This window comes from Streptomyces sp. NPDC048659 (assembly GCF_040650575.1).
In the GTDB taxonomy this organism is placed as follows: Bacteria; Actinomycetota; Actinomycetes; order Streptomycetales; family Streptomycetaceae; genus Streptomyces.
On record NZ_JBEZHM010000002.1, the window covers coordinates 112,753 to 136,397 of the forward strand.

General features: G+C 70.8%; 22 protein-coding genes. 15 read left to right on the forward strand and 7 right to left on the reverse strand.

From position 1 onward, the window contains the following. The first annotated feature begins 121 nt into the window (after positions 1–121). A complete protein-coding gene (locus tag AB0C99_RS02125; RefSeq protein ID WP_362468294.1) occupies positions 122–988 on the forward strand; it encodes an isocitrate lyase/PEP mutase family protein in 867 nt (288 codons plus the stop codon). After that, entirely contained in the window at positions 985–1,230 is a 246-nt protein-coding gene (locus AB0C99_RS02130) for a hypothetical protein (protein ID WP_362468296.1), read from the forward strand. The genes AB0C99_RS02125 and AB0C99_RS02130 overlap by 4 nt, the downstream gene beginning before the upstream one ends. 119 nt (positions 1,231–1,349) lie before the next feature. Here the strand turns inward: AB0C99_RS02130 and AB0C99_RS02135 are convergent, their stop codons facing one another. From AB0C99_RS02135 to AB0C99_RS02145, 3 genes are all read right to left on the reverse strand, one after another. Beyond that, positions 1,350–1,550 (reverse strand): hypothetical protein, encoded by a 201-nt coding sequence (locus tag AB0C99_RS02135; RefSeq protein WP_362468298.1) that lies wholly within the window; start codon positions 1,548–1,550, stop codon positions 1,350–1,352. Positions 1,551–1,634: 84 nt separating this feature from the next. Continuing rightward, positions 1,635–2,141, reverse strand: coding sequence for a DUF664 domain-containing protein (locus AB0C99_RS02140; protein WP_362468300.1), 507 nt, complete (start codon positions 2,139–2,141; stop codon positions 1,635–1,637). Between the two features lie 123 nt (positions 2,142–2,264). Then, the gene (locus AB0C99_RS02145; RefSeq protein ID WP_362468302.1) at positions 2,265–4,253 is read right to left on the reverse strand and encodes a serine/threonine-protein kinase; all 1,989 of its coding nucleotides are present in this window, start codon (positions 4,251–4,253) and stop codon (positions 2,265–2,267) included. Positions 4,254–4,544: 291 nt separating this feature from the next. Here AB0C99_RS02145 and AB0C99_RS02150 point away from each other — a divergent pair, with 291 nt between their 5' ends. The 6 genes from AB0C99_RS02150 to AB0C99_RS02175 all read left to right on the forward strand — a co-directional run bounded on the left by AB0C99_RS02150 (position 4,545) and on the right by AB0C99_RS02175 (position 13,000). Beyond that, entirely contained in the window at positions 4,545–7,139 is a 2,595-nt protein-coding gene (locus tag AB0C99_RS02150) for a Tn3 family transposase (protein WP_362468304.1), read from the forward strand. 201 nt (positions 7,140–7,340) lie between these two features. Beyond that, the gene (ltrA, locus tag AB0C99_RS02155; protein ID WP_362468306.1) at positions 7,341–9,095 is read left to right on the forward strand and encodes a group II intron reverse transcriptase/maturase; all 1,755 of its coding nucleotides are present in this window, start codon (positions 7,341–7,343) and stop codon (positions 9,093–9,095) included. Positions 9,096–9,159: 64 nt separating this feature from the next. Continuing rightward, on the forward strand, positions 9,160–10,047 hold the full coding sequence (locus AB0C99_RS02160) for a Tn3 family transposase (RefSeq protein ID WP_362468307.1): 888 nt from the start codon (positions 9,160–9,162) through the stop codon (positions 10,045–10,047). Positions 10,048–10,200: 153 nt separating this feature from the next. Beyond that, complete coding sequence (locus AB0C99_RS02165; protein ID WP_362468309.1) at positions 10,201–11,058, forward strand: maleylpyruvate isomerase family mycothiol-dependent enzyme; 858 nt, start codon at positions 10,201–10,203, stop codon at positions 11,056–11,058. A gap of 94 nt (positions 11,059–11,152) precedes the next feature. Then, positions 11,153–11,698: a hypothetical protein gene (locus AB0C99_RS02170; protein WP_362468311.1), complete on the forward strand. Its 546-nt coding sequence runs from the start codon at positions 11,153–11,155 to the stop codon at positions 11,696–11,698. A gap of 477 nt (positions 11,699–12,175) precedes the next feature. Further along, complete coding sequence (locus AB0C99_RS02175; protein WP_362468313.1) at positions 12,176–13,000, forward strand: recombinase family protein; 825 nt, start codon at positions 12,176–12,178, stop codon at positions 12,998–13,000. Between the two features lie 143 nt (positions 13,001–13,143). Here AB0C99_RS02175 and AB0C99_RS02180 read toward each other — a convergent pair whose 3' ends face one another. Further along, the gene (locus tag AB0C99_RS02180; protein WP_100836743.1) at positions 13,144–13,347 is read right to left on the reverse strand and encodes a cold-shock protein; all 204 of its coding nucleotides are present in this window, start codon (positions 13,345–13,347) and stop codon (positions 13,144–13,146) included. Positions 13,348–13,619: 272 nt separating this feature from the next. Here AB0C99_RS02180 and AB0C99_RS02185 point away from each other — a divergent pair, with 272 nt between their 5' ends. Next, positions 13,620–14,486, forward strand: coding sequence for a menaquinone biosynthesis protein (locus AB0C99_RS02185; RefSeq protein WP_362468315.1), 867 nt, complete (start codon positions 13,620–13,622; stop codon positions 14,484–14,486). A 9-nt stretch (positions 14,487–14,495) separates the two neighbouring features. Here AB0C99_RS02185 and AB0C99_RS02190 read toward each other — a convergent pair whose 3' ends face one another. Continuing rightward, the gene (locus AB0C99_RS02190) at positions 14,496–15,551 is read right to left on the reverse strand and encodes an alpha/beta hydrolase-fold protein (RefSeq protein WP_362468317.1); all 1,056 of its coding nucleotides are present in this window, start codon (positions 15,549–15,551) and stop codon (positions 14,496–14,498) included. Between the two features lie 168 nt (positions 15,552–15,719). Between AB0C99_RS02190 and mqnC the strand changes: the two genes are divergently transcribed. The 4 genes from mqnC (at position 15,720) to AB0C99_RS02210 (ending at position 19,753) form a co-directional block, all read left to right on the forward strand. Next, positions 15,720–16,919: a cyclic dehypoxanthinyl futalosine synthase gene (mqnC, locus tag AB0C99_RS02195; RefSeq protein WP_362468319.1), complete on the forward strand. Its 1,200-nt coding sequence runs from the start codon at positions 15,720–15,722 to the stop codon at positions 16,917–16,919. An 11-nt stretch (positions 16,920–16,930) separates the two neighbouring features. Further along, positions 16,931–17,530, forward strand: coding sequence for a hypothetical protein (locus AB0C99_RS02200; protein WP_362468321.1), 600 nt, complete (start codon positions 16,931–16,933; stop codon positions 17,528–17,530). A 95-nt stretch (positions 17,531–17,625) separates the two neighbouring features. Then, on the forward strand, positions 17,626–18,321 hold the full coding sequence (locus tag AB0C99_RS02205; protein ID WP_362468323.1) for a demethylmenaquinone methyltransferase: 696 nt from the start codon (positions 17,626–17,628) through the stop codon (positions 18,319–18,321). A gap of 145 nt (positions 18,322–18,466) precedes the next feature. Then, entirely contained in the window at positions 18,467–19,753 is a 1,287-nt protein-coding gene (locus tag AB0C99_RS02210) for a geranylgeranyl reductase family protein (protein ID WP_362468325.1), read from the forward strand. On the opposite strand, the gene AB0C99_RS02215 is transcribed toward AB0C99_RS02210, so the two are convergent. Beyond that, a complete protein-coding gene (locus tag AB0C99_RS02215) occupies positions 19,719–20,696 on the reverse strand; it encodes a helix-turn-helix domain-containing protein (RefSeq protein WP_362468327.1) in 978 nt (325 codons plus the stop codon). The genes AB0C99_RS02210 and AB0C99_RS02215 overlap by 35 nt on opposite strands. A gap of 103 nt (positions 20,697–20,799) precedes the next feature. Here AB0C99_RS02215 and AB0C99_RS02220 point away from each other — a divergent pair, with 103 nt between their 5' ends. After that, on the forward strand, positions 20,800–21,669 hold the full coding sequence (locus AB0C99_RS02220) for an NAD(P)-binding domain-containing protein (RefSeq protein ID WP_362468329.1): 870 nt from the start codon (positions 20,800–20,802) through the stop codon (positions 21,667–21,669). Between the two features lie 84 nt (positions 21,670–21,753). Here AB0C99_RS02220 and AB0C99_RS02225 read toward each other — a convergent pair whose 3' ends face one another. Continuing rightward, the gene (locus AB0C99_RS02225) at positions 21,754–22,605 is read right to left on the reverse strand and encodes a C40 family peptidase (protein ID WP_362468331.1); all 852 of its coding nucleotides are present in this window, start codon (positions 22,603–22,605) and stop codon (positions 21,754–21,756) included. Positions 22,606–23,275: 670 nt separating this feature from the next. Between AB0C99_RS02225 and AB0C99_RS02230 the strand changes: the two genes are divergently transcribed. Next, positions 23,276–23,635, forward strand: a complete 360-nt coding sequence (locus AB0C99_RS02230) for an NADH-quinone oxidoreductase subunit A (RefSeq protein ID WP_019888619.1) — start codon at positions 23,276–23,278, stop codon at positions 23,633–23,635. The last annotated feature ends 10 nt before the right edge of the window (positions 23,636–23,645 follow it).

The window sequence follows — 23,645 nt, forward strand, 5'->3', positions numbered from 1 at the left end:
GCGGGCGTATAAGGAAGTTCTCCGAACTCTCAGGAAATCATCAGGTTTTGGTAAAGGGGCGTCGTGTTGCCGCGACGCCCCGTCCTCTGCCGTTTTCCCCGAGATGACGAGGAGCACGACGTTGACCAGCTACGGGAATCTTCTGCGCGAACAGATCGCGGCGCCCGGGACCACGCCCCTGATCGGCGTGTACGACATGTACTCGGCGTCGGTCGCCGCCGACCACTACGACGGGATGTTCGTCTCCGGCTTCGGCTTCGCCGCCTCGTACTACGGGCTGCCGGACATCGGCTTCATCGCCTGGCCCGACATGGTCGCCTTCGTGGAGCGGCTGCGCGGCGCGTTCCCACAGCAGCACCTTCTGGTGGACATCGACGACGGCTACGTGGATCCCGAGGTCGCCTGCCACGTCGTGGAGCGGCTGGAGCGGATCGGGGCGTCCGGGGTGATCCTGGAGGACCAGAAGCGGCCCCGGCGCTGCGGGCACGCGGACGGCAAGCAGGTGCTGCCGCTGGACGAGTACCTGGCAAAGCTGGAGATGGTGCTGGCCACCCGGCGGGACCTCGTCGTGGTGGCCCGTACGGACGCGACGGACGAGGCGGACATCCTGCGGCGGGCGAAGGCGCTCGCGGCGACCGAGGCGGACGTGGTCCTGGTCGACGGCGTGCGGAGCGTGGAGTGGATCCGGCGGATCCGGGACGTGGTCGGCGACAAGCCGCTGCTGTTCAACCAGATCGCGGGCGGCAAGTCCCCGCGCCTGTCGCTCCCGGAGCTCTCCGAGCTCGGCGTGGACGTGGCGATCTACAGCACGCCCTGCCTGTTCGCGGCGCACCGCGCGATGGACTCGGCGCTCGCGGAGCTCAAGGCGGCCGACGGGCGGCTGCCGTCGTTCGACCCGGTCGACGGCATCGGCGTCGCCGCCTCGACCCGGCTGCTGGAGCGGAACATCAGCCGCCACCACGACGCCCCCGCGCGGGTGGGCGCGTGATCCGCACCGTACCGAAGGCGCTGGGGCTGGCCGCCGCCCTGCTCGCGGTGGCCGCCGCGCCCGCGATGGCCGGCAGCCTGGTGACCGTCATCGACAACTCGCAGGCGGACTCGATCCTGGAGGTGGACCGGGCGGCGAACTTCCAGTTCGGCGGGACCGGGACCGTCGGCAGCGACCACGACGGCAGCGCGGTCGACGCGATCGAGGCGCTGATGGGCGCGGTCGGCGCCTCGGACGACTGAGGACGGCCGAGCACCCGCGCGCGCAGCCGAACGGCCGGACACCGCCCTCGTGGTGTCCGGCCGTCCGGCCGTGTGTCCGTCCTGCCGCTTCCGTCACGTCCCGCCGTCGCGCGGGAGGATCAGTCCTCGGTCAGATCGGCCTTGCCGTCCTCGCCGACCTCGACCGGCTCCGGCCCGTCCGCGAGGTGCTGCGTGACGGCGGAGGCGGAGGCGTCGGCGGCGGGGGCCGCGGCCTGCGCCGCCGGGGCGGCGAAGCCGAAGGCCGCCCCGGCCAGGGCCAGGGCGGCGGCGAACGCGCGGGGGATCGTGGAGAGGTTCATGCCCGGCCAACGGTCGCGCAGCGTGATCGGTCACGGAAGGTGACCCTGGAGAGGGAGGGGCGCACGGGCGGGCCGCGAGCGCCGTCAGCGCCGCTCGACCAGGCCCCGCACGTAAGCGGCCTGGCCCGCGTGCTGGTTGTCGTCCGTCAGCACGCTGACAAGCCGGACGCCGAGCGTGACCGGCGGGTCCCAGCGGGTGTCCACGACCCTGCCCAGCTCGGCGGCGGTGACCGAGCCGACGTGGGCGACCGTACGGGCGTGCACGGCGTCGTAGTAGGCGAGCAGCAGCTCCGCGGGGGCGCGGACGGCGGCGACCTGCGCGCGGTCGTGCCCGTAACCCGTGTCCGCTTCGGGGAAGGGCAGGCCGAACCGCTCCGCCCAGCCGTCGGCGGACCACAGCTGCGCGGTGCCGAAGGCGTCGGCGACGTGGTCGTCCTGGATGCGGGCCAGGTGCCAGACGAGCCAGGCGACCGAGTTGGCGTCCGCGTCGGGCCGGACCGCCAGCTCCTCCTCCGACAGGCCCTCGACGGCCTCGTGCACGGTCTCCTGGACTCGGGCGAACGCGTCGAGCAGCAGGTCGGAGCTTTTCATGCCACCACCCTCCGCCCCGCCGCCGCGCACCCCGGCCCCGACCGGCGCCGCACGGACGGAATTCACCCGGACGGAGCCGGACGGTACGGGTGTCGGGTCGGGGTGGCCGCCGGGGGCGGCACGTCAGCCGGTCCGCTCGTAGTGGTAGCCGTCGCCGTGGGCGGGGCCCACGTCGTGGCGGATGCCGGTCGGGGCGGTGAGGGCGAAGAACGACGGGTCGTCGTCCTGGCAGAGGCTGTCGGAGCGCGCCTGGTCCAGGACGGCGGTCCCGAGGTTGATCCGGCTGCCGCCGTCGCTGACCGAGACCAGCCGGGCGACCTGCTCGCAGTGCACGCCGTTCTGCACGTCGGTGATCAGCTTGGCGGCGATCTGGCCGGGGGCGACCCGGTAGATGTACACCGTCTGGGGCTGGTTGATGTTGAACTGCGCGGTGTACTTCCAGGTGCCGACGAAGGCCGACGGGACGCGGTTGTCGGGGGTGGCCGGGGGCTTCGGCTTGGGCGCGGTGGTGGTGGCGGGCGGCTTGGTGACCGTACCGCCGGAGGAGCCGCCCGAGGACCCGCCCGAGGCCCCGCCGGAGGAGCCGCCGGACGAGCCCCCCGACGACCCTCCGGAGGCCCCGCCGGGCGAGCCACCGGAGCCCCCGGAGGCCCCGCCCGCACCTCCGGCCCCTCCGGCACCGCCCGCACCTCCGGCTCCGCCCGCGCCGCCCCCGGGCCCGCCCGGCGGCGGGACGGCCTGGGTCGGGGCGCCGGTCGCCGGGGCGGTCGTCGCCGGGCCCGTGCCGGTGCCGGGCCCGCCCGAGGAGGCTCCGGTGGAGGGGCCGCCGGCCGTGCCGGGCGGGGTGCTGCCGCTCGTACCGGGAGCGCCCTGGAGGTCCCGGGCCCTGGCGTTGTCGTCGATCAGCTTCACGACCGTGCCGCTGACGCCGAGGACGACGAAGACGGCGGCGACGACGGCCCAGACCCGGGAGGCGCGGCGGGGACCGGGGGAGGAGGCGGGGGCGACGGGGGTGACGGGCGGGGTGGGCGCTCCGGGGGTGCCGGGGGTGCCCGACTTGGGCAGCAGCCCGAGGGTCCCGGTGTCCGGCGCCCCCGCCGCGCGGGCCTCCGCCTGCTGCGCCAGCTCCTCGCCGAGGGCCTCGACGTCCAGCAGCCGGGCGGCCTGGCGGGCGAGGCGGGCGACCAGGGCGGGCGGCAGCCAGTCGTCCCGGTCCAGGGCCGCCTCCGCCGCGCCGTCCGTCAGGGCGGGGTCGGCGAGCAGGGCGTCGATGCCGGGCCGGGCGGCGGGGTCCTTGACGAGGCAGCGCCCGACGAAGGCGCGCAGCGGCTCGGCGGCGATCCGGTCGAGTTCCGGTTCGGCCTCGACGATCTGGAACATGATGGCGTGCTGGTTGCTGGCCCCGTGCCCGAAGGGCAGCCGCCCGGTGGCCGCGTACATCAGCACGCAGCCCAGCGCGAAGACGTCGGCGGCGGGCCCCAGGGACTCCCCGCGGACCTGCTCGGGGGCCATGAAGCCGGGGGAGCCGACGACCATGCCGGTGCTGGTGAGCAGCGACTCGACGGAGGGCTCCAGGGCGCGCGCGATGCCGAAGTCGATGACCCGGGGGCCCTCGACGGTCAGCATCACGTTGGACGGCTTGAGGTCCCGGTGCAGGATGCCCGCGCCGTGGATGCCCTCCAGGGCCCGCAGCAGCCCGCCGGCGAGGGCGAGGACCGAGTCGGCGGGCAGCGGCCCGTGCTCCCGTACGACCTGCTCCAGGGAGGGTCCGGGCACGAAGCCGGTCGCCACCCAGGGCCGCTCGGCGTCGGGGTCGGCGTCGAGGACCGGCGCGGTGTAGTGCTCGCCGACCTTCCGCACGGCCTCGATCTCGCGCCGGAAGCGGGCCCGGAACTGCGGGTCCTGCGCGTGCTCCTCGTGCACGACCTTCACGGCCACGGTCCGGCCGCCCTCGGAGCGGGCCAGGAACACCCGCCCCATTCCCCCGGCGCCGAGCCGCCCCAGCAGCCGGTACGGCCCGATCTGCCGGGGGTCCCCGGCGCCGAGCGGCTCCATGCCACCCGCGTTCCGGTCCCGCTTGCCGCCCCCGACGCGCTTGGCGCTCTCGCTCATGCGGTCCGACTCCCCAGGTCGTATGCGTGTGCCCCTGTGCCTGCCGCGCTCAGCGTAGATGAGTACACGTCAAGTGGACGTGTGGGGAGCCCGCCTGGTTGCGGGGGCCATGGAAACCGGCCGTCCGCGGCCCCCGGAAAAGGCCCTGTCCTCCCGAAGCTGCCGCGAAGTGACATGTAGCGCTCTGTAGCAAGGCGGGGGTGTGCTTGTCCGGGTTTTCGATCTTCTGGGGTTGTTGAGGGAGCAGTTCCGCGAGGTTGGTCCGGTCACGACGACCGGAGGGAGCGCGGCGTGCGGCAGGACTGGGAGCCGGAGGACCTGATTGAGGTCTGGACGCTGCTGGAGGAGGACCAGGAGCGACTGCGGAACAAGTCGGGGGCGAACCGGCTGGGGTTCGCGTTGTTGCTGAAGTTCTTCGAGGTGGAGGCCCGGTTCCCGGAGGAGGCCGGGGAGATCCCGGTGCCCGCGGTGTCGTACGTGGCCCAGCAGGTGAAGGTGCCGGCCGGGGAGTGGGCCGCGTACGACTGGTCGGGGCGGGCGATCAAGCGGCACCGGGTGGAGATCCGGGGCGCGTTCGGGTTCCGGGAGTGCACGGAGGAGGACCAGGCCCAGCTCGCCGAGTGGCTGGCGGCGGAGCTGTGCGGGGTGGAGCTGAACCGGGACCGGCTGGCGGAGGCCGTGGTCGTGCGCTGCCGGGGGGATCGGATGGAGCCGCCGACGCCGGGGCGCATCGCCCGGCTGGTCGGGTCGGCGGTGACCACCTTCGAGGAGCGGTTCTGTGCGGCCACGGTGGGCCGGTTGTCGGCGGCGACCCGGTCCCGGCTGGACGACCTGGTGGCCGAGGACGCCGGCGGTGAGGAGTCGGCGGGCGGCGGGGTGTCGTTTTTCTCCGAGTTGAAGGCGGACCCGGGTGCACTGGGGCTGGACAGTCTGCTGGCGGAGGTGAACAAGCTCCAGCGGGTGCGCGGGTTGGAGCTGGCACCGGAGCTGTTCGGGGACGTGTCGGAGAAGCTGGTGGCGGCGTGGCGGGCGCGGGCGTCGAAGGAGTACCCCTCGGACCTGCGGGCGGCGGCGGGGCCGGTGCGGTACACGCTGCTGGCCGCGTTGTGCCATGTGCGGCAGACGGAGATCACCGATTCTCTGGTGGAGCTGTTCATCCAGCTGGTGCAGCGGATCAACACGCGGGCGGAGAAGAAGGTCGAGGGCGAGTTCACCAAGGACCTCAAGCGGGTGCGCGGCAAGGAGGGCATCCTGCTCAGGTTGGCGGAGGCCGCGGTCGCGGAGCCGGGCGGCACGGTCCGCAAGGTGATCTTCCCGGTGGCCGGGGAGTCGACGCTGAAGGCGCTGGCGGCGGAGGCGGCGGCGAACGAGGCCCGCTACCGGGCGCGGGTGCGTACGGTGCTGCGGTCGTCGTACTCGGGGCACTGGCGGCGGATGCTGTCCCCGCTGCTGGGGGCGCTGGAGCTGAAGTGCAACAACACCGCCTACCGGCCGGTGATGGACGCCATCGACCTGCTGAAGCGGTACCTGGACCAGCCCATCGCGAAGGAGGGGGCGTTCTTCGAGGAGTCGGAGAGGATTCCGCTGGCCGGGGTGGTGCGCGAGGAGTGGCGCAAGGCGGTGGTGGACGAGCGCGGCCGGGTCGAGCGCATCCCGTACGAGCTGTGCGTGCTCGTCTCGCTGCGGGACGCGCTGCGGCGCCGGGAGATCTGGGTGCCGGGCGCGGCTCGGTGGCAGAACCCGGAGGACGACCTGCCCCCCGACTTCGAGGACAACCGCGACGTGCACTACGACGCGATCCGCCAGCCCCAAGACCCCGGGGCGTTCATCGGGGCGCTGAAGAAGCGGCTGCGGGAGGGGCTGACCCGCTTCGACACCGCGCTGGAGGCGGGCTCGACGGGCGGGGTGGACATCGTCCGCAAGCACGGCGAGCCGTGGATCAAGGTCTCGCCGCTGGGCAGGCAGGAGGAGCCGGAGAACCTGGTCGCTTTGAAGGCGGAGATCGAGCGCCGGTGGGGCACCATCGACCTGATCGACATCCTCAAGGAGGCCGAGTTCGCGACCGGGTTCACGTCCGAGTTCGCCTCGGTCGCCACGAGGGAGGCGGTGCCGAAGGCGGTGCTGCGGCGCCGGCTGCTGCTGGTGCTGTTCGCGCTGGGCACGAACATGGGCATCAAGCGGGTCGCGGTGACCGGCAAGCACGGCGAGTCCGAGGCCGTCCTGCGCCGGGTGCGGCACCTGTTCGTCAACCGCACCAACCTGCGCGCCGCCCTGGTCCGCTTGGTCAACGCCACCTTCGCCGCCCGCGACCAGGCGTGGTGGGGCGAGGGCACCGCCTGCGCGAGCGATTCGAAGAAGTTCGGGTCCTGGTCCAGCAATTTCATGACCGAGTGGCACCAGCGCTACCGCGGCCCCGGCGTGATGATCTACTGGCAGTGCGACCTGAAAGTCGCGCATTTCGAGCAAATGCCTGGAAGGAGATACCGACATTTTCGACCTGTGACCAACTGGTCGATTCCCCAGCCAGCGTGCGGAGGAAGTAATTCCTCGGTGCGAAGCCTGGCCAGAAAACCGAAGGCCGAGACGACCACTGAATCGGCACGGGTCAGGGGAAAGCCCGGACGGATGAACACAAGTGAACCCTTGATGAGGACTCGTAAAGATCACCCGCCTCAGTGGGAGCGGTCGAGGCGGTCCAGGAGCTACCGGGTGAGAACCCCAGCGCGACTCCGAGCTGGCTGTCAAGGCCGGAGTAGGTCACCGCGGCTCCCGGGTCAGAGAGGGCATCCACCCCGGGCGCATCTCGTATGTGCGGAACAGGGAAACCCCGTAGAGGTCCCTCTGGGTAGGCCGGAGGCAACGAAGGCTCAACTCCTCTGCGGGTAAAGGATGGTCCGATAAGCGAACGCCGCCACGCCGAAAGGCAAGGGGAAGGGCCGGATACAGGGGCTCCACCCTCCGGCTATAACCCGGCGGATACCGGGCTGCTGCCCGGGTCCGAAAGGACGCCCAAGCGGACCAGGTGGGTCTTTGAAGAGACAATGAGGCGCCGAGTAAACGGCAGCGCACGTTAGACAGGGAGGGCAAATGGACCAGAACACCGGGCAGCTGTCCTTCTGGAACGAAACTGCCGACGATGCGGAAGCCTGGCACCAGATCGACTGGGGCCGGGTCGACCGCGACGTAACGAGGCTGCGTCAGAGGATTTTCAAGGCCGCTCAAGCTGGTGACATGAAGAAGGTCCGCAACCTTCAGAAGCTCATGATGCGGTCGGCCGCGAACACGCTCCTGAGCGTGCGCCGGGTGGCCCAGGTGAGCCGGGGGCGAAAGACCGCCGGCGTGGACGGGGAGACGGCACTCGGCCCGAAGGAGCGGGGCCAGCTGGCCCGCCAGCTCCTGCGGGACGGGGCCGCCCGCCCGCGGCCGGTGAAGCGAGTGCAGATTCCGAAGGCGAATGGGAAGACGCGCCCTCTCGGCATCCCGGTCATCCGGGACCGGGTCCACCAGGCCAGGGTGAAGAACGCCCTGGAACCTGAATGGGAGGCGCGATTCGAGGCGCGAAGCTACGGCTTCCGCCCCGGCCGGGGATGTCACGACGCCCTGGCGGCCATCTTCCAGGTGGTGGGCAAGCCCGCCAGCCACCGGAGGTGGGTGCTGGACGCCGACTTGTCGGCGGCGTTCGACCGGATCGACCACTCGCACCTGATGCGGTCTCTCGCAGGTTTCCCCGCCAGGGATGCCGTCGAGGGCTGGCTGAAGGCCGGAGTAATGGACAGGGGAACCTTCGCGCCGACGGTGGAAGGCACTCCGCAAGGAGGGGTGATCAGCCCGCTCCTGCTGAACATTGCTCTGCACGGAATGGAGGAAGCAGCCGGGGTCTCCTGGAGAAGACACGGGAACTCCCGGGTCCTCAAGGAGGGGTCTCCGGCCCTTGTGCGGTACGCGGACGACTTCGTGGTCATCTGCCACACGGAGAAGGACGCGCACGAGGCGTACCGGCGGCTGAAGGAATGGTTCACGCCCAGGGGTCTGGCTTTCAACGAGGAGAAGACTTCGGTCCGCCACCTCACTGACGGCTTCGACTTCCTCGGGTGCACCGTCCGGACGTACGCCAAGGGATACACGCTCGTGACGCCGAGCAAGGACGCGGTGAGGAAGGCCAAGGGGCGTATCCGGGACGTTGTCCGGTCGAATCGGGGGAAGCCTGCGGATCGCCTGGTCCCCGAGCTCAACTCGTTTCTCCGGGGATGGACCGCGTACTACCGCCCCTGGAGCTCGAAGAGGGCCTTCAAGGAAGTCGATCGGATCGTGTTCGGCCAGCTCTGGCAGTGGGCGAGCAGGCAGCATCGGCGGAAGGGAAGGCAGTGGATCGCGGCCCGGTACTGGGACAAGCGGATTCCCGGGAGTGACAACCGCTGGATCTTCGGTGAGGGTTCGGCGTACGTCAAGCCCGCCGCGATGACCAGGATCGTCCGTCACGTGCCGGTCCTTGGAACCCATTCCAAGGACGATCCGGCGCTGACGGGCTACTGGACCGAGCGCGCGGCCAGGCGGACCAAGCTGGGGCTGGAGAACAGATTCATCCAGACCCTCGCTGTCCGTCAGCGGGGCCGTTGTGCCCGGTGCGGTCTCGACCTTGTCGAAGGAGCCGAGTTCGAGCCGGACGACATCCACGACTGGGTGTCCTGGTTCGACTCGGTCCGCCGGACGCTGAACGTGCACCACGTCGTGCACCGACAGCACGGCGGTGGCAACGAGCTGAAGAACCTCATCCTCCTGCACTCGCAGTGCCATCAGCAGCATCACGCGACAGAAGTACTCGATGCGAGGCGGTCCCAGTGACCTGCTTGAGCCGTGGTGCGGTGAAAGCCGCTCGCCCGGTTCTGAGGGGGCCGGGGTCCCAGCAATGGGCCCCGGCTACCCGACCGTAGAGCGGAAGTCGCTGTGCGTGTACTCCCAGCTCAAGTCCTGCTCCGCCTCCGAGGTAGCCGCGATGATCGAGGGCGTGCTGCGGCACTGCACGGACGTGGAGATCGACCGCCAGTACACCGACACCCACGGGGCCTCGATCGTCGGGTTCGCCTTCGCCCACATGCTCGGCTTCAACCTGCTGCCCCGGCTGAAGAACGTCGGCTCCGCGCGGCTGTACCGGCCGGCGGCCGGTGAGGACGACACCTGGCCCCGCCTGGCGCCGGTGCTGTCGACCAAGACCATCGACTGGGACCTGATCGCCCAGCAGTACGACCAGATCGTGAAGTACACCACCGCCCTGCGCCTGGGCACCGCCGAGGCCGAACAGGTCCTGCGGCGCTTCACCCGCGGCGGCCCCAAGCACCCCACCTACCGGGCGATCGAGGAACTCGGGCGGGCCGTGCGTACGGCGTTCATCTGCGACTACCTCGCCGACGCCGAGCTGCGCCGGGAGATCAACGACGGCCTCCAGGTCGTGGAGAACTGGAACTCCGCCAATCACGACCTGTTCTACGGCAAGGACGGCGACCTGACCGGCTCCGACAAGGAGTCCCAGGAGGTCTCGATGCTCGCCCTGCACCTGCTCCAGTCCGCGCTGGTGCACGTCAACACCCTGCTCCTCCAGGAGATCCTCGCCGAGGAGAAGTGGCAGAAGAAACTCACCGACGCCGACCGGCGGGGCCTGTCCCCGCTGTTCTGGACGCACGTGAACCCCTACGGCCGGTTCGAGCTGGACATGACCTCCCACCTCGACCTCTCCGCCGCGATGACGGCTTCGGTGCCCAGCCCGCGCAGCGGCGATCCGACCCAGACCCCGGCCTGAGGCCCTTGCGCCGGACCGGTCGGCGCCAGGGCGCCCCGGGCGGCCTCGGGAGGTGGGGATGGGCGTGGAAAAGCGCATGGGCAAGATGCGACTCGTTTGGACTCAATGGGATATTTGGTGGCGATTGTGGGATGTGGTTGACAGGGTTGGGGCATGAGTTCGCACCCCCATGACCTGCCGGATTTCGCCTGGCTCGGTGTTCCCGTTGACACCCGTTCGCTGTTCGCCCCAGAGCACGCCACGCTGATCGGCATGCTCCGCGATCTGGCCCCCCGAGACTGGGACAGGGTCGCGGTTCCCGGCTGGACGGTAGGGGACCTGGTCGCGCATCTGCTGGGCGACTGCGTGGGGCGTCTGGCCCGGGATCGCGACGGCCACAGGGGCGGACCCGAGTTCGTGTCGGGCGAGACGCTGGAGACGTTCATCCACCGCATCAACGAGGAATGGGTCCAGGCCCACCGTCGGGTGAGCCCGGCTGTGCTCACCGACATGCTCGACCTGATCGGCGCCCAGACGGCTCGCTTCTATGAGGCGACCGACCCCGCCGCACTGTCTTTGGGGGTGTCCTGGGCGGGTGCCGATCCGGCGCCACGCTGGCTCGACACCGCACGCGACCTCACCGAGTTCTGGACCCACCGCCAGCAGATCCGGCACGCCGTCGGCCTGGCCACCGACCCCGATCCCCGAACGCTCTCCGTGGTCTTGGACACCTTCATGCGCGCGCTGCCCCACACCCTGCGCGACAGCGACGCCAGCCCCGGAACCCAGGTCCAGGTGAGCATCACCGGGCCGGCCGGAGGCACCTGGACCGTCACCTCGACCGACGCAGGCTGGTCGCTCGCCCCGGTATCCGACGCCTCGCCCGATGCCAGGGTCCGACTCGACTCAGAAACGGCCTGGCGCCTGTGCACTAGGAGCATCAATCCCGCGGACGCGTTCGCTGCGGCCCGTATCGAAGGCGACCGCGACCTCGCCGAAGCCACCTGCCGCATCGTCTCCATCATCCACTGACCACCTGACCTCCCACCCTCGCGCCCGGAGAACAACCATCGTGCCCTCCCCCACCCACCCGCAGCCGCGTCCTCACACTCCCGAGCCGAGCGCAATGCTCATCACCGGCACGGTCGGCGTCGGCAAGACCACGACCGCCGAACTCGTCGGCGACCTCCTCGTCGACGCCGGCGTCCCCCACGCCGTCCTCGACCTCGACGGACTGTGCCGGGCATGGCCCGCACCCGACGACGATCCCTTCCAGCACCGCCTGCTCCTGGCCAACCTCCAGGCCGTGACGCTCAACCTCAGGGCGGCAGGCGCCCGACACCTCGTTCTGGCAGGAGTCGCGGAGACCAGCGGTGAACGGCAGGCCATCCAGGAAGCACTCCGCATGCCCCTGCGGGTATGCAGGCTGACCGCGGACCTCGACATCCTTCACACCCGACTGCGGCACCGCCACGAGAGCGACCACGACCTGGCATCCCTGCCCTGGCATCTGACACGCGCCGAAGAACTCGACCTCGTCCTAGAGCAAGCCGCTCTCGCGGACGCCACCATCGACACCACCCGGCTCAGCCCAGCCGCCGTCGCGGCCGCTGTACTCGACACCACCGGCTGGACCCGCCATGCCTCCGGCCAGAATGCCGTTCCTTCATGATCACCCAGTCGGCGTACGGCTCGGCACGGAAGACGGCACAGCCGTGCGCAGCAGCCGCCGATCGGTCGTTCTTCCTTACGAGGCTCGAACCGCCGCCCGTCGAGTCACCAACGATCTTCCTCGGCGCGAAGCCGGAGCCAGAGCCGCACGCACGGTAACTCTCAGAAACGGTCCTTTGCCCGAGAAAGATCAAAAAGAACTGCAAGGAGATCACCAACGGGCGGTTCGGTTCGCAGAACCCGTTCTCACTCAAATGAGGGTTCGGGGTACTTCTGGGAATTGTTTGTGACAGTCTCCGGTGCCATGACGGTCCCTCAAGAGGTCCCTGCGAGTGACGCGGACGATGTTGAGCGCCACCCCTGCCCGCGCTGCCGGGCCGACCCTGGCTCGCCGTGCCGCTCGCGGTCCGGCGCGGTCGCCGGCACTTATCACACCGGCCGCTTCACCAAGGTGCCCCGGCTCGCCAAGCTCCTGCGCGTGCCCACCCCAGCCGACCGCGGGCCCGGCCAGCCCTGGCGCCCCGGGACTCCGGTCCCGCTCGCCCTCGCGCCGGACACCCCGACCGCCGACATCCGCATCGGGTACGCGCGCTGCTCGACGCTCACCCAGGAACTCCAGTCGCAGCTCGACGCGCTGGCCAAGCACGGCATCCCGCGCGACAAGGTGTTCTCCGAGAAGATCAGCACCCGCGTCCGCGTCCGCCCCCAGTTCGAGGCCGCGCTCGCGCTCGCCCGGCAGATCAAGGCCCACGCCCCGCACTGCCGGGTCATCTTCACCGTCTACGAGATGAAGCGCCTCGGCCGCGACGCGGCCGAACTCACCGCGCTCGCCGACCACCTCACCGCGCACGGCCTGGTCCTGGAGATGCTCGCCGGGCCCCTGCCGGGCCTGTACGACCCCAGCGGGCCCGGCCGTCTGCTGTTCGCGTTCTTCGCCGCGATGGCGGAGACCGAGCGGGAGAACATCCGGGAGTCGACCCTCGAAGGACTCGACGCCGCGGCCCGCAAGGGCAAGCAAGGCGGCCGGCCACCCGTCATCACCGAGGACATGCTGCACACCGTGCTCCGGCGCCGGGCGAATGGCGAGTCGGTTGAGCAGATCCAGCCCGACCTGATCATCCCCACCGGCAAGCGCAAGGGCCACAACCCCTCGGTGGCCAGCGTCTACCGGGCCCTCGCCGAGCACGCCAAGCGCGAGGCGTACCCCGAAGCCGTCGCCCAAGCCCACGCCGACTTCGACGCCCTCCGGGCGGACGACGTCCCCGGGCCCCGCCACGCACCCTTCGACCGGGCGCCACTCTGATCACAGAGCGCTACTTGTCACTTCGCGGCAGCTTCGGGAGGACAGGGCCGAAAACGGCAGGAGCCCCGCTCGTACGCTCGCGCGCACGGAGCGGGGCTCCTTGGGTACAGCTCTAGAGATCGCGATTAGTCGACCCGGGTCACTTAGACCGGGGTGACGTTCTCCGCCTGCGGACCCTTCGGGCCCTGCGTGACGTCGAAGTTCACGGCCTGGTTCTCCTCGAGGGAGCGGAAGCCAGACGCGTTGATCGCGGAGTAGTGGACGAAGACATCCGGGCCGCCGCCTTCCTGGGCGATGAAGCCAAAGCCCTTTTCAGCGTTGAACCACTTCACGGTTCCGGTAGCCATGAGCCCTCCTATGGGCCAAAGGGTCGCCCTGCTCCAGAACCTGCAACCAAGTCTGAAAACTACAAAAGCCTGCGGGTTACATGCTCCGCAGGCTCTGTACTGCAAGGGAAACCAAACTGCAACTTGCGTTGAGCGTAGCACGCAGAGTGGCCGAAGCGATAGAGGGAGAGATCACGTCACCCGCATGTTTGAAACCGCTCTGACGTGCTGACGCGGAACGGCCAGGACGCCCCGGCGCCGCGCTCCCGGCGGGACGGGGCTAGCCTCGCGATGTGGACAATGCAACCGATGACCACCAGCGCAGCCGGCCCCGCGTCGGGCACATCCAGTTCCTGAACTGTCTGCCCCTCTACTGGGGCCTGGCCCGTACCGGAACGCTCCTCGATCTGGAGCTGACGAAGGACTCCCCGGAGAAGCTCAGCGAGCAGCTCGTCCGGGGCGACCTCGACATCGGCCCGATCACCCTCGTCGAGTACCTCCGCCACGCGGACGAGCTCGTCGCCCTCCCCGACATCGCCGTGGGCTGCGACGGGCCCGTCATGTCCTGCGTGATCGTCTCCCAGCGGCCCCTGGACCGGCTGGACGGCGCCCGGGTCGCCCTCGGCTCCACCTCGCGCACCTCCGTGCGCCTGGCGCAGCTGCTGCTCGCCGACCGCTACGGCGTGCGCCCCGACTACTACACGTGCCCGCCCGACCTCGGCCTGATGATGCAGGAGGCGGACGCGGCGGTGCTGATCGGCGACGCCGCCCTGCGGGCCTCCCTGCACGAGGCGCCCCGGCTCGGGCTCCAAGTCCACGACCTGGGCCTGATGTGGAAGGAGTGGACGGGCCTGCCGTTCGTCTTCGCCGTCTGGGCGGCCCGCAAGGACTTCCTGGCCCGCGAGCCGGAGACCGTACGGGACGTCCACCGGGCCTTCCTCGCCTCGCGCGACCTCTCCCTGGAGGAGGTCGCCAAGGTGGCGGAGCAGGCGGCCCGGTGGGAGGCGTTCGACGCGGAGCTCCTGGAGCGCTACTTCCGGACGCTGGACTTCCGCTTCGGGCCCGAGCAGCTCGCCGGCGTGCGCGAGTTCGCCCGCAGGACCGGCCCGACGACCGGCTTCCCCGCCGACGTACGTGTGGAGCTGCTCGGGAGCCGCTGAGCGGCGCCGTCAGACCGACGACGGGATGGGGCCCTGGATCTGCTCGCTGAACCAGGCCATCGTCCCGTCGTCCATGCCCCGCATGTACGAGCGGGCGTTGTGCTCGCCGTCCTGGATGACCTCCAGGCGGGTCTTCACCGGGCCCTTGGTGAAGCGGTGCATGAAGGAGCGCAGGTTCTTCATGCCCGACTCCTTCGTGCCGATCTGGAAGGCCACGAAGACCTCGTTCGCCGGGGTGTCCGGCTTCTGCCCGAGCGCGGCGGCCAGCAGCTCCGGGTTGTTCTCCCGCATCTCCTCGGGGTGCCCCTTCCACAGCGGGGAGTCCGGCACGGTGTCCGGGCCGGAGGCGATCACGGCCTTGAACTTGTCCGGCTTCTGGAGCACCGCCTTCAGCCCGGCGAATCCGCCCGAAGAGGACCCCATGAAGGCCCAGCCGTCGCGCGACTTGAACGTGCGGAAATTCGCCCGGGCGAAATCCGGTACGTCCTCGGTCAGCCAGGTGCCCATTTTCGGCTGGCCCGGGATATCACTGCCGTCGTAGTAGAACTGGGCGTCCGGGTTGAGAACGGGCATCACGACGATGAACGGCTTGCTCTTTCCCTCGTCGACCCAGTTGCTGATGTGCCCCGGGAGATCGATCCCCTTACCCGTCCAGTAGTTCGTGGGGAAGCCCTTTCCGCCCGGAAGGGCGATCAGGACGGGGAAGCCGCTGTTCGCGTAGGCGGGATCGAAATACTGCTTCGGCGCCCATACCCAGACCCGGCCGGTGAAGCCGGATTTCTCGCCGTGCAGCTCCGTGAGGGCGATCTTCGTGCCGTCCGGCAGGTCCCGCTGGACGGTGAAGGAGGCGGTGGGCCCGGTGGGGAACACGGTCTCCGGCGCGGTGGCCCCGATCCCCTGGCCGGGCTTGTGCCGCTGGACGGCCTGGCGCTGCGCGGGCTTGTCGCTGCGCGGGGTGTCGAACGAGATCGGGTCGCCCTCGTCGGAGCAGCCGGCGGCCAGCGAGAGCGCGGCGCCGACGGCGAGGACGGCCGTGAGGGTCCTGGACAGCTTGCGACGGTTCATGGCGGGCTCCGGTGCTTCGGGTGGATTCCGCAGAAGGAGAGGGTTCCGACGCGCGTTCGGTTGGCTCGGGACCGGCACGAATCCGCCGGAAGGGGCTGACGTACGCTGGTTCGGTCCGTACCCGCACGCGCCCGCCCGCGCGTGCGCAGCCTCCGAAAGGGACACCCGGTGACCGAGAAGGCCGCGCTCCAGTCTGTTCTCGACCGTGCCGCCGCCGGCGGCCGGATCACCCCCGAGGAGGCGCTCGACCTGTACCGCTCGGCGCCGCTGCACGCGCTGGGCGCCGCCGCCGACGCGGTGCGCCGCCGCCGCTACGCGGGGACCGAGCACATCGCGACGTACATCATCGAGCGCAACATCAACTACACGAACGTCTGTGTGACGGCGTGCCGGTTCTGCGCCTTCTACGCGGCCCCCAAGGACACCGACAAGGGCTGGACCCGCGACCTCGACGACATCCTGCGCCGCTGCGCGGAGACCGTCGAGCTCGGCGGCACCCAGATCATGTTCCAGGGCGGCCACCACCCCGACTTCGGCGTCGAGTACTACGAGAAGCACTTCGCCGCCATCAAGAAGGACTTCCCGCAGCTGGTCATCCACTCCCTCGGCGCCTCCGAGGTCGAGCACATGGCCCGGATCTCCAAGGTCTCCGTCGAGGAGGCCGTCACCCGCATCCACGCGGCGGGCCTCGACTCCTTCGCGGGCGCCGGCGCCGAGCTGCTGCCGGCCCGCCCGCGCAAGGCGATCGCCCCGCTGAAGGAGAGCGGCGAGCGCTGGCTGGAGATCATGGAGATCGCCCACGGGCTGGGTGTCGAGTCGACCTCCACCATGCTCATGGGCACCGGCGAGACCAACGCCGAGCGCATCGAGCACCTGCGGATGATCCGCGACACACAGGACCGGACGGGCGGCTTCCGGGCCTTCATCCCGTACACGTACCAGCCCGAGAACAACCACCTGAAGGGGCGCACCCAGGCGACCCTCTTCGAGTACTTGCGGATGATCTCGATCGCCCGCCTCTTCCTGGACAACGTGGCCCACATCCAGGGTTCCTGGCTCACCACGGGCAAGGAGATCGGCCAGCTCACGCTGCACTACGGCGCCGACGACCTCGGCTCGATCATGCTGGAGGAGAACGTCGTGTCCTCCGCCGGCGCGAAGCACCGCTCCAACCTGCGCGAGATGATCGACATGATCCGCACCGCGGACCGCGTCCCCGCGCAGCGCTCCACCACGTACGAGCACCTGGTCGTCCACGACGACCCGGCGAACGACCCGGTGGACGAGCGCGTGGCCTCGCACATCTCGTCCATCGCGATCGAGGGCGGCACGGCCCACCCCGAGCTGAAGCTCCTCGACGCCCGCTGAGAAGGGCCCCGATGCCCACCCTGCACGCCGCCGACGCCTCCCCCGAGCTCGCCGTCCTCGTCGACGGCCCGGTCATCGCGGCCGTCGGACCGTACGCGGCGCTGGCCGAGGCGTACGAGGACGCCCGGCTGCGCCGCTGGCCCGGCATCCTCACCCCCGGACTGCTCAACCCCTACGGCCCCGAGCTGCTGGAGGCGACCTACCACCCGGACCCCCGGGAGGCCGAGACCCTCGGCACCGAGCCGATCACGGGGGAGCGGGCGCACGAGCTCTTCGAGTCGAACCCCGCCCGCCGGGGCGCCTCGGCGCGCCGGGGCGTGCAGCGGCTGCTCGCGCACGGCGTGGTCGCCATCGGCGGGGAGCTGCGCAACCGGGCCGCCGCCGACGCGGTGCGCCGGGCCGGGCTCGCCGTGGGGCAGCGCCCGCCGAGCCTGCCGGGACCGCCGTCGCTCGCCCCGAGCCCGCTGGTGCTGCTGCCCGCGCTGCGGGCGGGCGGCCCGGCCCGGTTCGCCGTCTTCGACGTGGCCGACCGGGCGGAGCTGGTCCGGCGGGGCCCCGCCACCTGCGTGGCCACGGTCATCGCCGGGCGGCTGGTCTACCGGGCCCGCTGACGGGGGCGCCCCGCGCCCTGCGACAATGCGGGCGTAACGACAGGGCCCAGCCCCGACCCGCAACGAACCAAACGAACCAAGTGAGGCGATCGCCGGTGACCCGCGCCACCCTGGACAAGCAGCCGCACGAAGTCGCCTCGATGTTCGACGACGTGGCGGCGAACTACGACCTCACCAACGATGTCCTGTCGCTCGGTCAGGACCGGCGCTGGCGCAAGGAGGTCGCCAAGGCGGTCGACGCGCGCCCGGCGCAGAGGATCCTGGACCTGGCCGCGGGCACCGCGACCTCCTCGCAGCCCTTCGCGCGCGCCGGGGCGTACGTCGTGCCCTGCGACTTCTCGCTGGGGATGCTGCGGGTCGGCAAGAAGAACCACCCGTGGATGCCGTTCACCGCGGGCGACGGCACGAAGCTGCCGTTCCGCGACGACGTCTTCGACGCCGTCACCATCTCCTTCGGGCTGCGCAACATCCAGGACACCGACCAGGCGCTGCGCGAGCTGTACCGGGTGACCAAGCCCGGCGGCCGGGTCGTCATCTGCGAGTTCTCGCACGCCACCTGGAAGCCGTTCCGCACGGTGTACGAGGAGTACCTGATGCGCGCCCTGCCGCCGGTGGCGCGGGCCGTCTCCTCCAACCCGGACGCGTACGTGTACCTGGCCGAATCCATCCAGTCCTGGCCCGACCAGCCGACCCTCGCGGGCATGCTGCGCAAGGCCGGCTGGTCGCGGGTGGCCTGGCGGAACCTGAGCGGCGGCATCGTCGCGATGCACCGCGGCTTCAAGGACGCGTAGGGCCTCCCGCGGCCCGTGCGGCAGCGCGCGGGGGGCGGTCCCGCGTCGCGGGGTGGCCCCTCAGCCGGTCCTTTCCCGTCCCCCCATAGACTGCCCCGGTACGTCCGTACCGCCCTCCACCGTCGAGTCTCCGGGAGAATCCGCCGTGACCGAGCAGCCCCTCTCCGAGCACAGCGCAGACGTGATCGTCGTCGGGGCGGGCCCGGCGGGCTCGACCACCGCGTACTACCTCGCCAAGGCCGGACTCGACGTCCTGCTCCTGGAGAAGACCGCGTTCCCCCGCGAGAAGGTCTGCGGCGACGGCCTCACCCCGCGCGCCACCAAGCAGCTCGTCGCCATGGGCATCGACATCTCCGAAGAGGCCGGCTGGCTCCGCAACAAGGGCCTGCGGATCATCGGCGGCGGCGTCCGGCTCCAGCTCGACTGGCCGGATCTCGCCTCCTACCCGGACTACGGACTGGTCCGCAAGCGCGACGACTTCGACGAGCAGCTCGCCCGCCAGGCCCAGAAGGCCGGCGCCCGGCTCTACGAGCGCTGCAACGTCGGCGCCCCGATCATCGACGACCGCACCGGCCGGATCACCGGCGTCCACGCCAAGCTCGGCGAGGAGAAGCGCGAGGTCACCTTCCACGCCCCGCTGGTGGTCGCCGCCGACGGCAACTCCACGCGCCTGTCCCTCGCGATGGGCCTGCACCGGCGCGAGGACCGCCCGATGGGCGTCGCCGTCCGCACGTACTTCACCAGCCCCCGGCACGAGGACGACTACCTGGAGTCCTGGCTGGAGCTGTGGGACCGGCGCGGCGCGCAGGACCGGCTGCTGCCCGGCTACGGCTGGATCTTCGGCATGGGCGACGGCACCTCCAACGTCGGCCTCGGCATCCTCGACTCCTCCTCCGCCTTCAAGGAGCTCGACTGGCGCGAGGTCCTCAAGGCGTGGTGCGCCTCGATGCCCGAGGACTGGGGCTTCACCCCGGACAACATGACCACCCCGATCCGCGGCGCCGCCCTGCCGATGGCCTTCAACCGCCAGCCGCACTACACCAAGGGCCTGCTGCTCGTCGGCGACGCCGGCGGCCTGGTCAACCCGTTCAACGGGGAGGGCATCGCGTACGCCATGGAGTCCGGCCAGATCGCGGCCGACGTCATCGTCCAGGCCCACGCCCGCGCAACCCCGGCCCAGCGCGAACTGGCCCTGCACAACTACCCGAAGATCCTCAAGGACACCTACGGCGGCTACTACACGCTGGGCCGCGCCTTCGTGAAGCTCATCGGCAACCCGAAGGTCATGAAGATCGCGACCCAGCGCGGCCTGACCCACCCGCTGCTGATGAAGTTCACGCTGAAGATGCTGGCCAACCTCACCGACCCGACCGGCGGCGACGCCATGGACCGCATCATCAACGGGCTCTCGAAGGTGGCCCCGAAGGCGTGAAGCCCGCCCGGTAGGCGGTCGGGGACACCCCGACCGTCCGGGTGAAGTGGCGGCGCAGATTGGCCGCCGAACCCAGCCCGCTCTGCTCGCCGATCCGCTCCACCGGCAGGTCCGTCGACTCCAGCAGCGACTGCGCCCGCGCGACCCGCTGCTCCAGCAGCCACTGCAACGGGGTGGTGCCCCGCGTCTCGCGCACCCGCCGGTGGAAGGTGCGCGGGCTCATCCGCGCCCGCCGCGCCAGCCGGTCCACCGTCAGCGGCTCGTGCAGGTGCTCCAGCGCCCAGTGCAGTACCGGGCCCAGCTCGTCCGGCCGCTCGGCGGGCGGCAGCGGCGCGTCCACCGACTGCGGGCGGTCCCCGGCGCGGTGCGCCCCGAGCACCAGCCGGTCGGCGAGCGCCCCGGCGACGGCGGCGCCGAGGTCCTTCCGCACCAGGTGCAGGCACAGGTCCAGGCCCGCCGCGGCGCCCGCGCCGGTGAACACCCGGCCCTCGTCGGTGTAGAGCACCGAGGAGTCGACGGTGATCCCCGGGTACCGGGCGGCGAGCGCGGGCGCGTAGCTGCGGTGCACGACCGCCCGGTGCCCGTCCAGCACCCCGGCGGCGCCCAGCGCGAAGGCGCCCGTGCACATCGACACCATCCGCGCCCCGGCCGCGTCCGCCGCCCGCAGCGCCGCCACCAGCTCGGCCGGGACCTCCCGGCGCCCGTCGGCGATGTCGTCCGGCACCGAGGGCACGATCACGGTGTCCGCGCCCACCAGAGCGTCCAGGCCGTGGGTCCCGAACGGGGCGGGGCCGATCACCCGCAGCTCGTACCAGGACGGGGCGAGGTCCTTGTGCGGCACCCCGAACACCATGGAGAGGGTGGACAGTTCGTAGAGGTCCCAGGGGGAGAGGCCCCCGTGCTCGTCGGGGACCAGGACGACGGCGATCGTTCCAGCGCTCATGCGTACGACCGTACGCCGACCCACCGACAACGTGGCAGGAATCGTGCGACTGGCGTCGGTTCCGCCGCTGTCGGCGCCGCGCCCGCGCTGCGAGCGTGGAGCCATGAGCACGAAGCGCACTCCAGTGACCGTCATCGGCCTCGGGCAGATGGGCGCCGCCCTCGCGGGCGCCTTCCTCGACGCCGGCCACCCCACCACCGTCCACAACCGCACCCCCGAGAAGGCCGCCCCGCTCGTCGAACGCGGCGCCGTCCTCGCCGCCACCGTCGCCGAGGCGGTCGCCGCGAGCGACCTGGTCGTGGTCTGCGTCCTCGACTACCCGGCGGTCCGCACCCTCCTGGACCCCGTCGCCGCGGAGCTGCGCGGCCGGACCGTGGTCAACCTGACCTCCGGCTCGCCCGAGCAGGCCCGCGAGGAGGCCGCCTGGGCCGCCGGGCACGGCATCGGCTACCTGGACGGCGGCATCATGACCACGCCGCCCGGCGTCGGCGACAGCGCCAACATGATCCTCTACGCGGGCGCCCCCGAGCTGCTCGCCGAGCACCGCCCGGCCCTCGCGGTCCTCGGCGACCCGGTCGACCTGGGCGCGGACCCGGGCCTCGCCTCGCTGTACGACGCCGGGCTCCTCGGCCTGATGTGGTCGGTCTTCGGCGGCTGGCTGCACGCCACCGCGCTGGCGGGCGCGGACGGGGTGCCCGCCAAGGAGTTCACGGCCGTCGCCGTGCGCTGGCTGCGCACCGTGTCCTGGTTCATGACCACCTACGCGGACCAGATCGACGCGGGGGAGTACCCGGGCGACGACGCGACGATCGACGTCCAGGTCGCGACCATCGCGCACCTGCTGCACGCCGGTGAGGCGCGCGGCGTCGACGGCCGGCTGCCGCGGCTGCACCTGGAACTGATGAAGGAGGCGGTGGCCGCCGGACACGGCGGCGACAGCTACGCCCGGATCATCGAGGCGTTCCGCAAGTAGCACAGTTGGCCGAAAGCACGCCGAAGGGCCGTCGCTCCCCCGAGGAGTGACGGCCCTTCGGCACGTGCGGGTGGCGCGCCGGGATCAGAGGATGCGGACGGCGCCCGAGGGGGTGTCCCAGTCGAGGGAGCGCTCGACGACACCGGTCGACGGGTTCTGCGCGCCGACGTACTTGCCGCCGCCGACGTAGATGGCGACGTGGTACGAGCCGCTGCGGCTGCCCCAGTAGAGGATGTCGCCCGGCTGGAGGCTGCTCAGCGAGACGGAGGTGCCGCGGCTGGACTGGTCGCCGGAGATGCGCGGCAGGTCGATGCCGGCGGCGCGGTAGGCGGCCTGGACGAGGCCCGAGCAGTCCCACGAGTTGGGGCCGGTGCCGCCCATCACGTACGCGTCGCCGACCTGGGCCTTGGCGAAGGCCACGATCGCGGCGGCGGAGCCGGTGGCGACCTGCGAGTTGCTGTTGGAGGACGAGGACGACGAGGAGCCGCCGACGGCCGAGGAGGAGCCGCTGGAGGACTTCGTCGCGGAGAGCGCGGTGCGCGAGGCGGTGCGGGAGGCGCGCTCCTGGGCCTCGGCGCGGGCCTTCTCGGCCTTCTCGGCCTCGGCCTTGCGGTCGGCCTCGGCCTTGGCCTTCTTGGCGTCGGCGGCGGCCTTCTTGAGGGCCGCGTCCTCCTGGGCCTCCAGGCTCTGCGCCAGGGCCTCCTGCTGGCTGGCCTCGGCGGAGGCGGAGACGGCGCTGGCGAGGTCGGCGTCGAGCGAGCCCAGGGTGGGCATCTCGAGGGTCGTCTCGGTCACCGGCTCGGCGTTCGCCGGGGCAGCGGCGCCGGCCACCGCGAGGGTGCTGAAGACGCCGGTGGCGACGCTGGCGCGGAACGCCATCTTCGAGCCACTGCGGCGGGGCTTCCGGTGGCTGGGTATGTGAGCGGTGTGGGACATGGGTACAACCGCTATCAGGGCTTCCCGGTTCCCTTCAAGAAACGTGGGTTGCGCCACAGTTACGTTCGGAAGCCCATAATCCGCTTTCTTGGCGCCCTTATTGACGCCGTAACGGGCAAACCGGGCACGGTCCGATCGGGCCTTGATCACGCGTTTTCAATGAAAAGTCCGAATTGCCCGTCACTTACCACCTCTTCACCTCCATGGCCAAGCCCCGTTCTTTCCGGCCGGTTCTCGATGTGGTGCAGGTCACATCGGTGCTCGTGAACCGGTGCACGCGTCCACCCCGGTACGCCGGACCCCCCGACCGGGCGACGGGCGGTTCCTTTATCACCGGTGTGCGTCTCGTCGCCAATTTGCTTGTACTGCCCATGTCTTGATAGTGCGCCACCCCCTCCGACCAGCGTTTTCCGGTGCGGATGTCACATCTGGTGATCACCTGGGCGCTTCGCGTGGCAAGATCACCGCTCATCCGACTTCATGATCGTTCGTCAGGTGGTGGAGATCACAAACTAGTTGCTGCACCCCGTGTCGCAGATCACAGAGGGGCGGGCTTAAGATGCGGGGCAGTCGGGCTTGTGAACTGCCTCACATGGGAGCGATCTTCCGTGCCGGGGCGCGTCCGGCAGTGCGGTCCAACGGTCAAGGACGACTGGAAGGAGCGAGGAGCGTGAATGCGTACGCGCCCGTCCTCGTGCTCGGTGCCCTGGGTGCGGGGTTTGCGATCTTCTCCGTGGTCATGGCCACGCTAATCGGGCCAAAGCGGTACAACAGGGCAAAACTTGAGGCATATGAGTGCGGCATCGAACCGACGCCCACTCCGGCCGGAGGCGGCCGTTTCCCGATCAAGTACTACCTGACGGCGATGCTCTTCATCGTCTTCGACATCGAGATCGTCTTCCTCTACCCCTGGGCCGTCACCTTCGACGCCCTGGGGCTTTTCGGGCTCGTGGAGATGCTGCTCTTCGTGCTCACCGTCTTCGTCGCCTACGCCTACGTGTGGCGGCGCGGCGGCCTGGAATGGGACTGAGGGGCTGAGG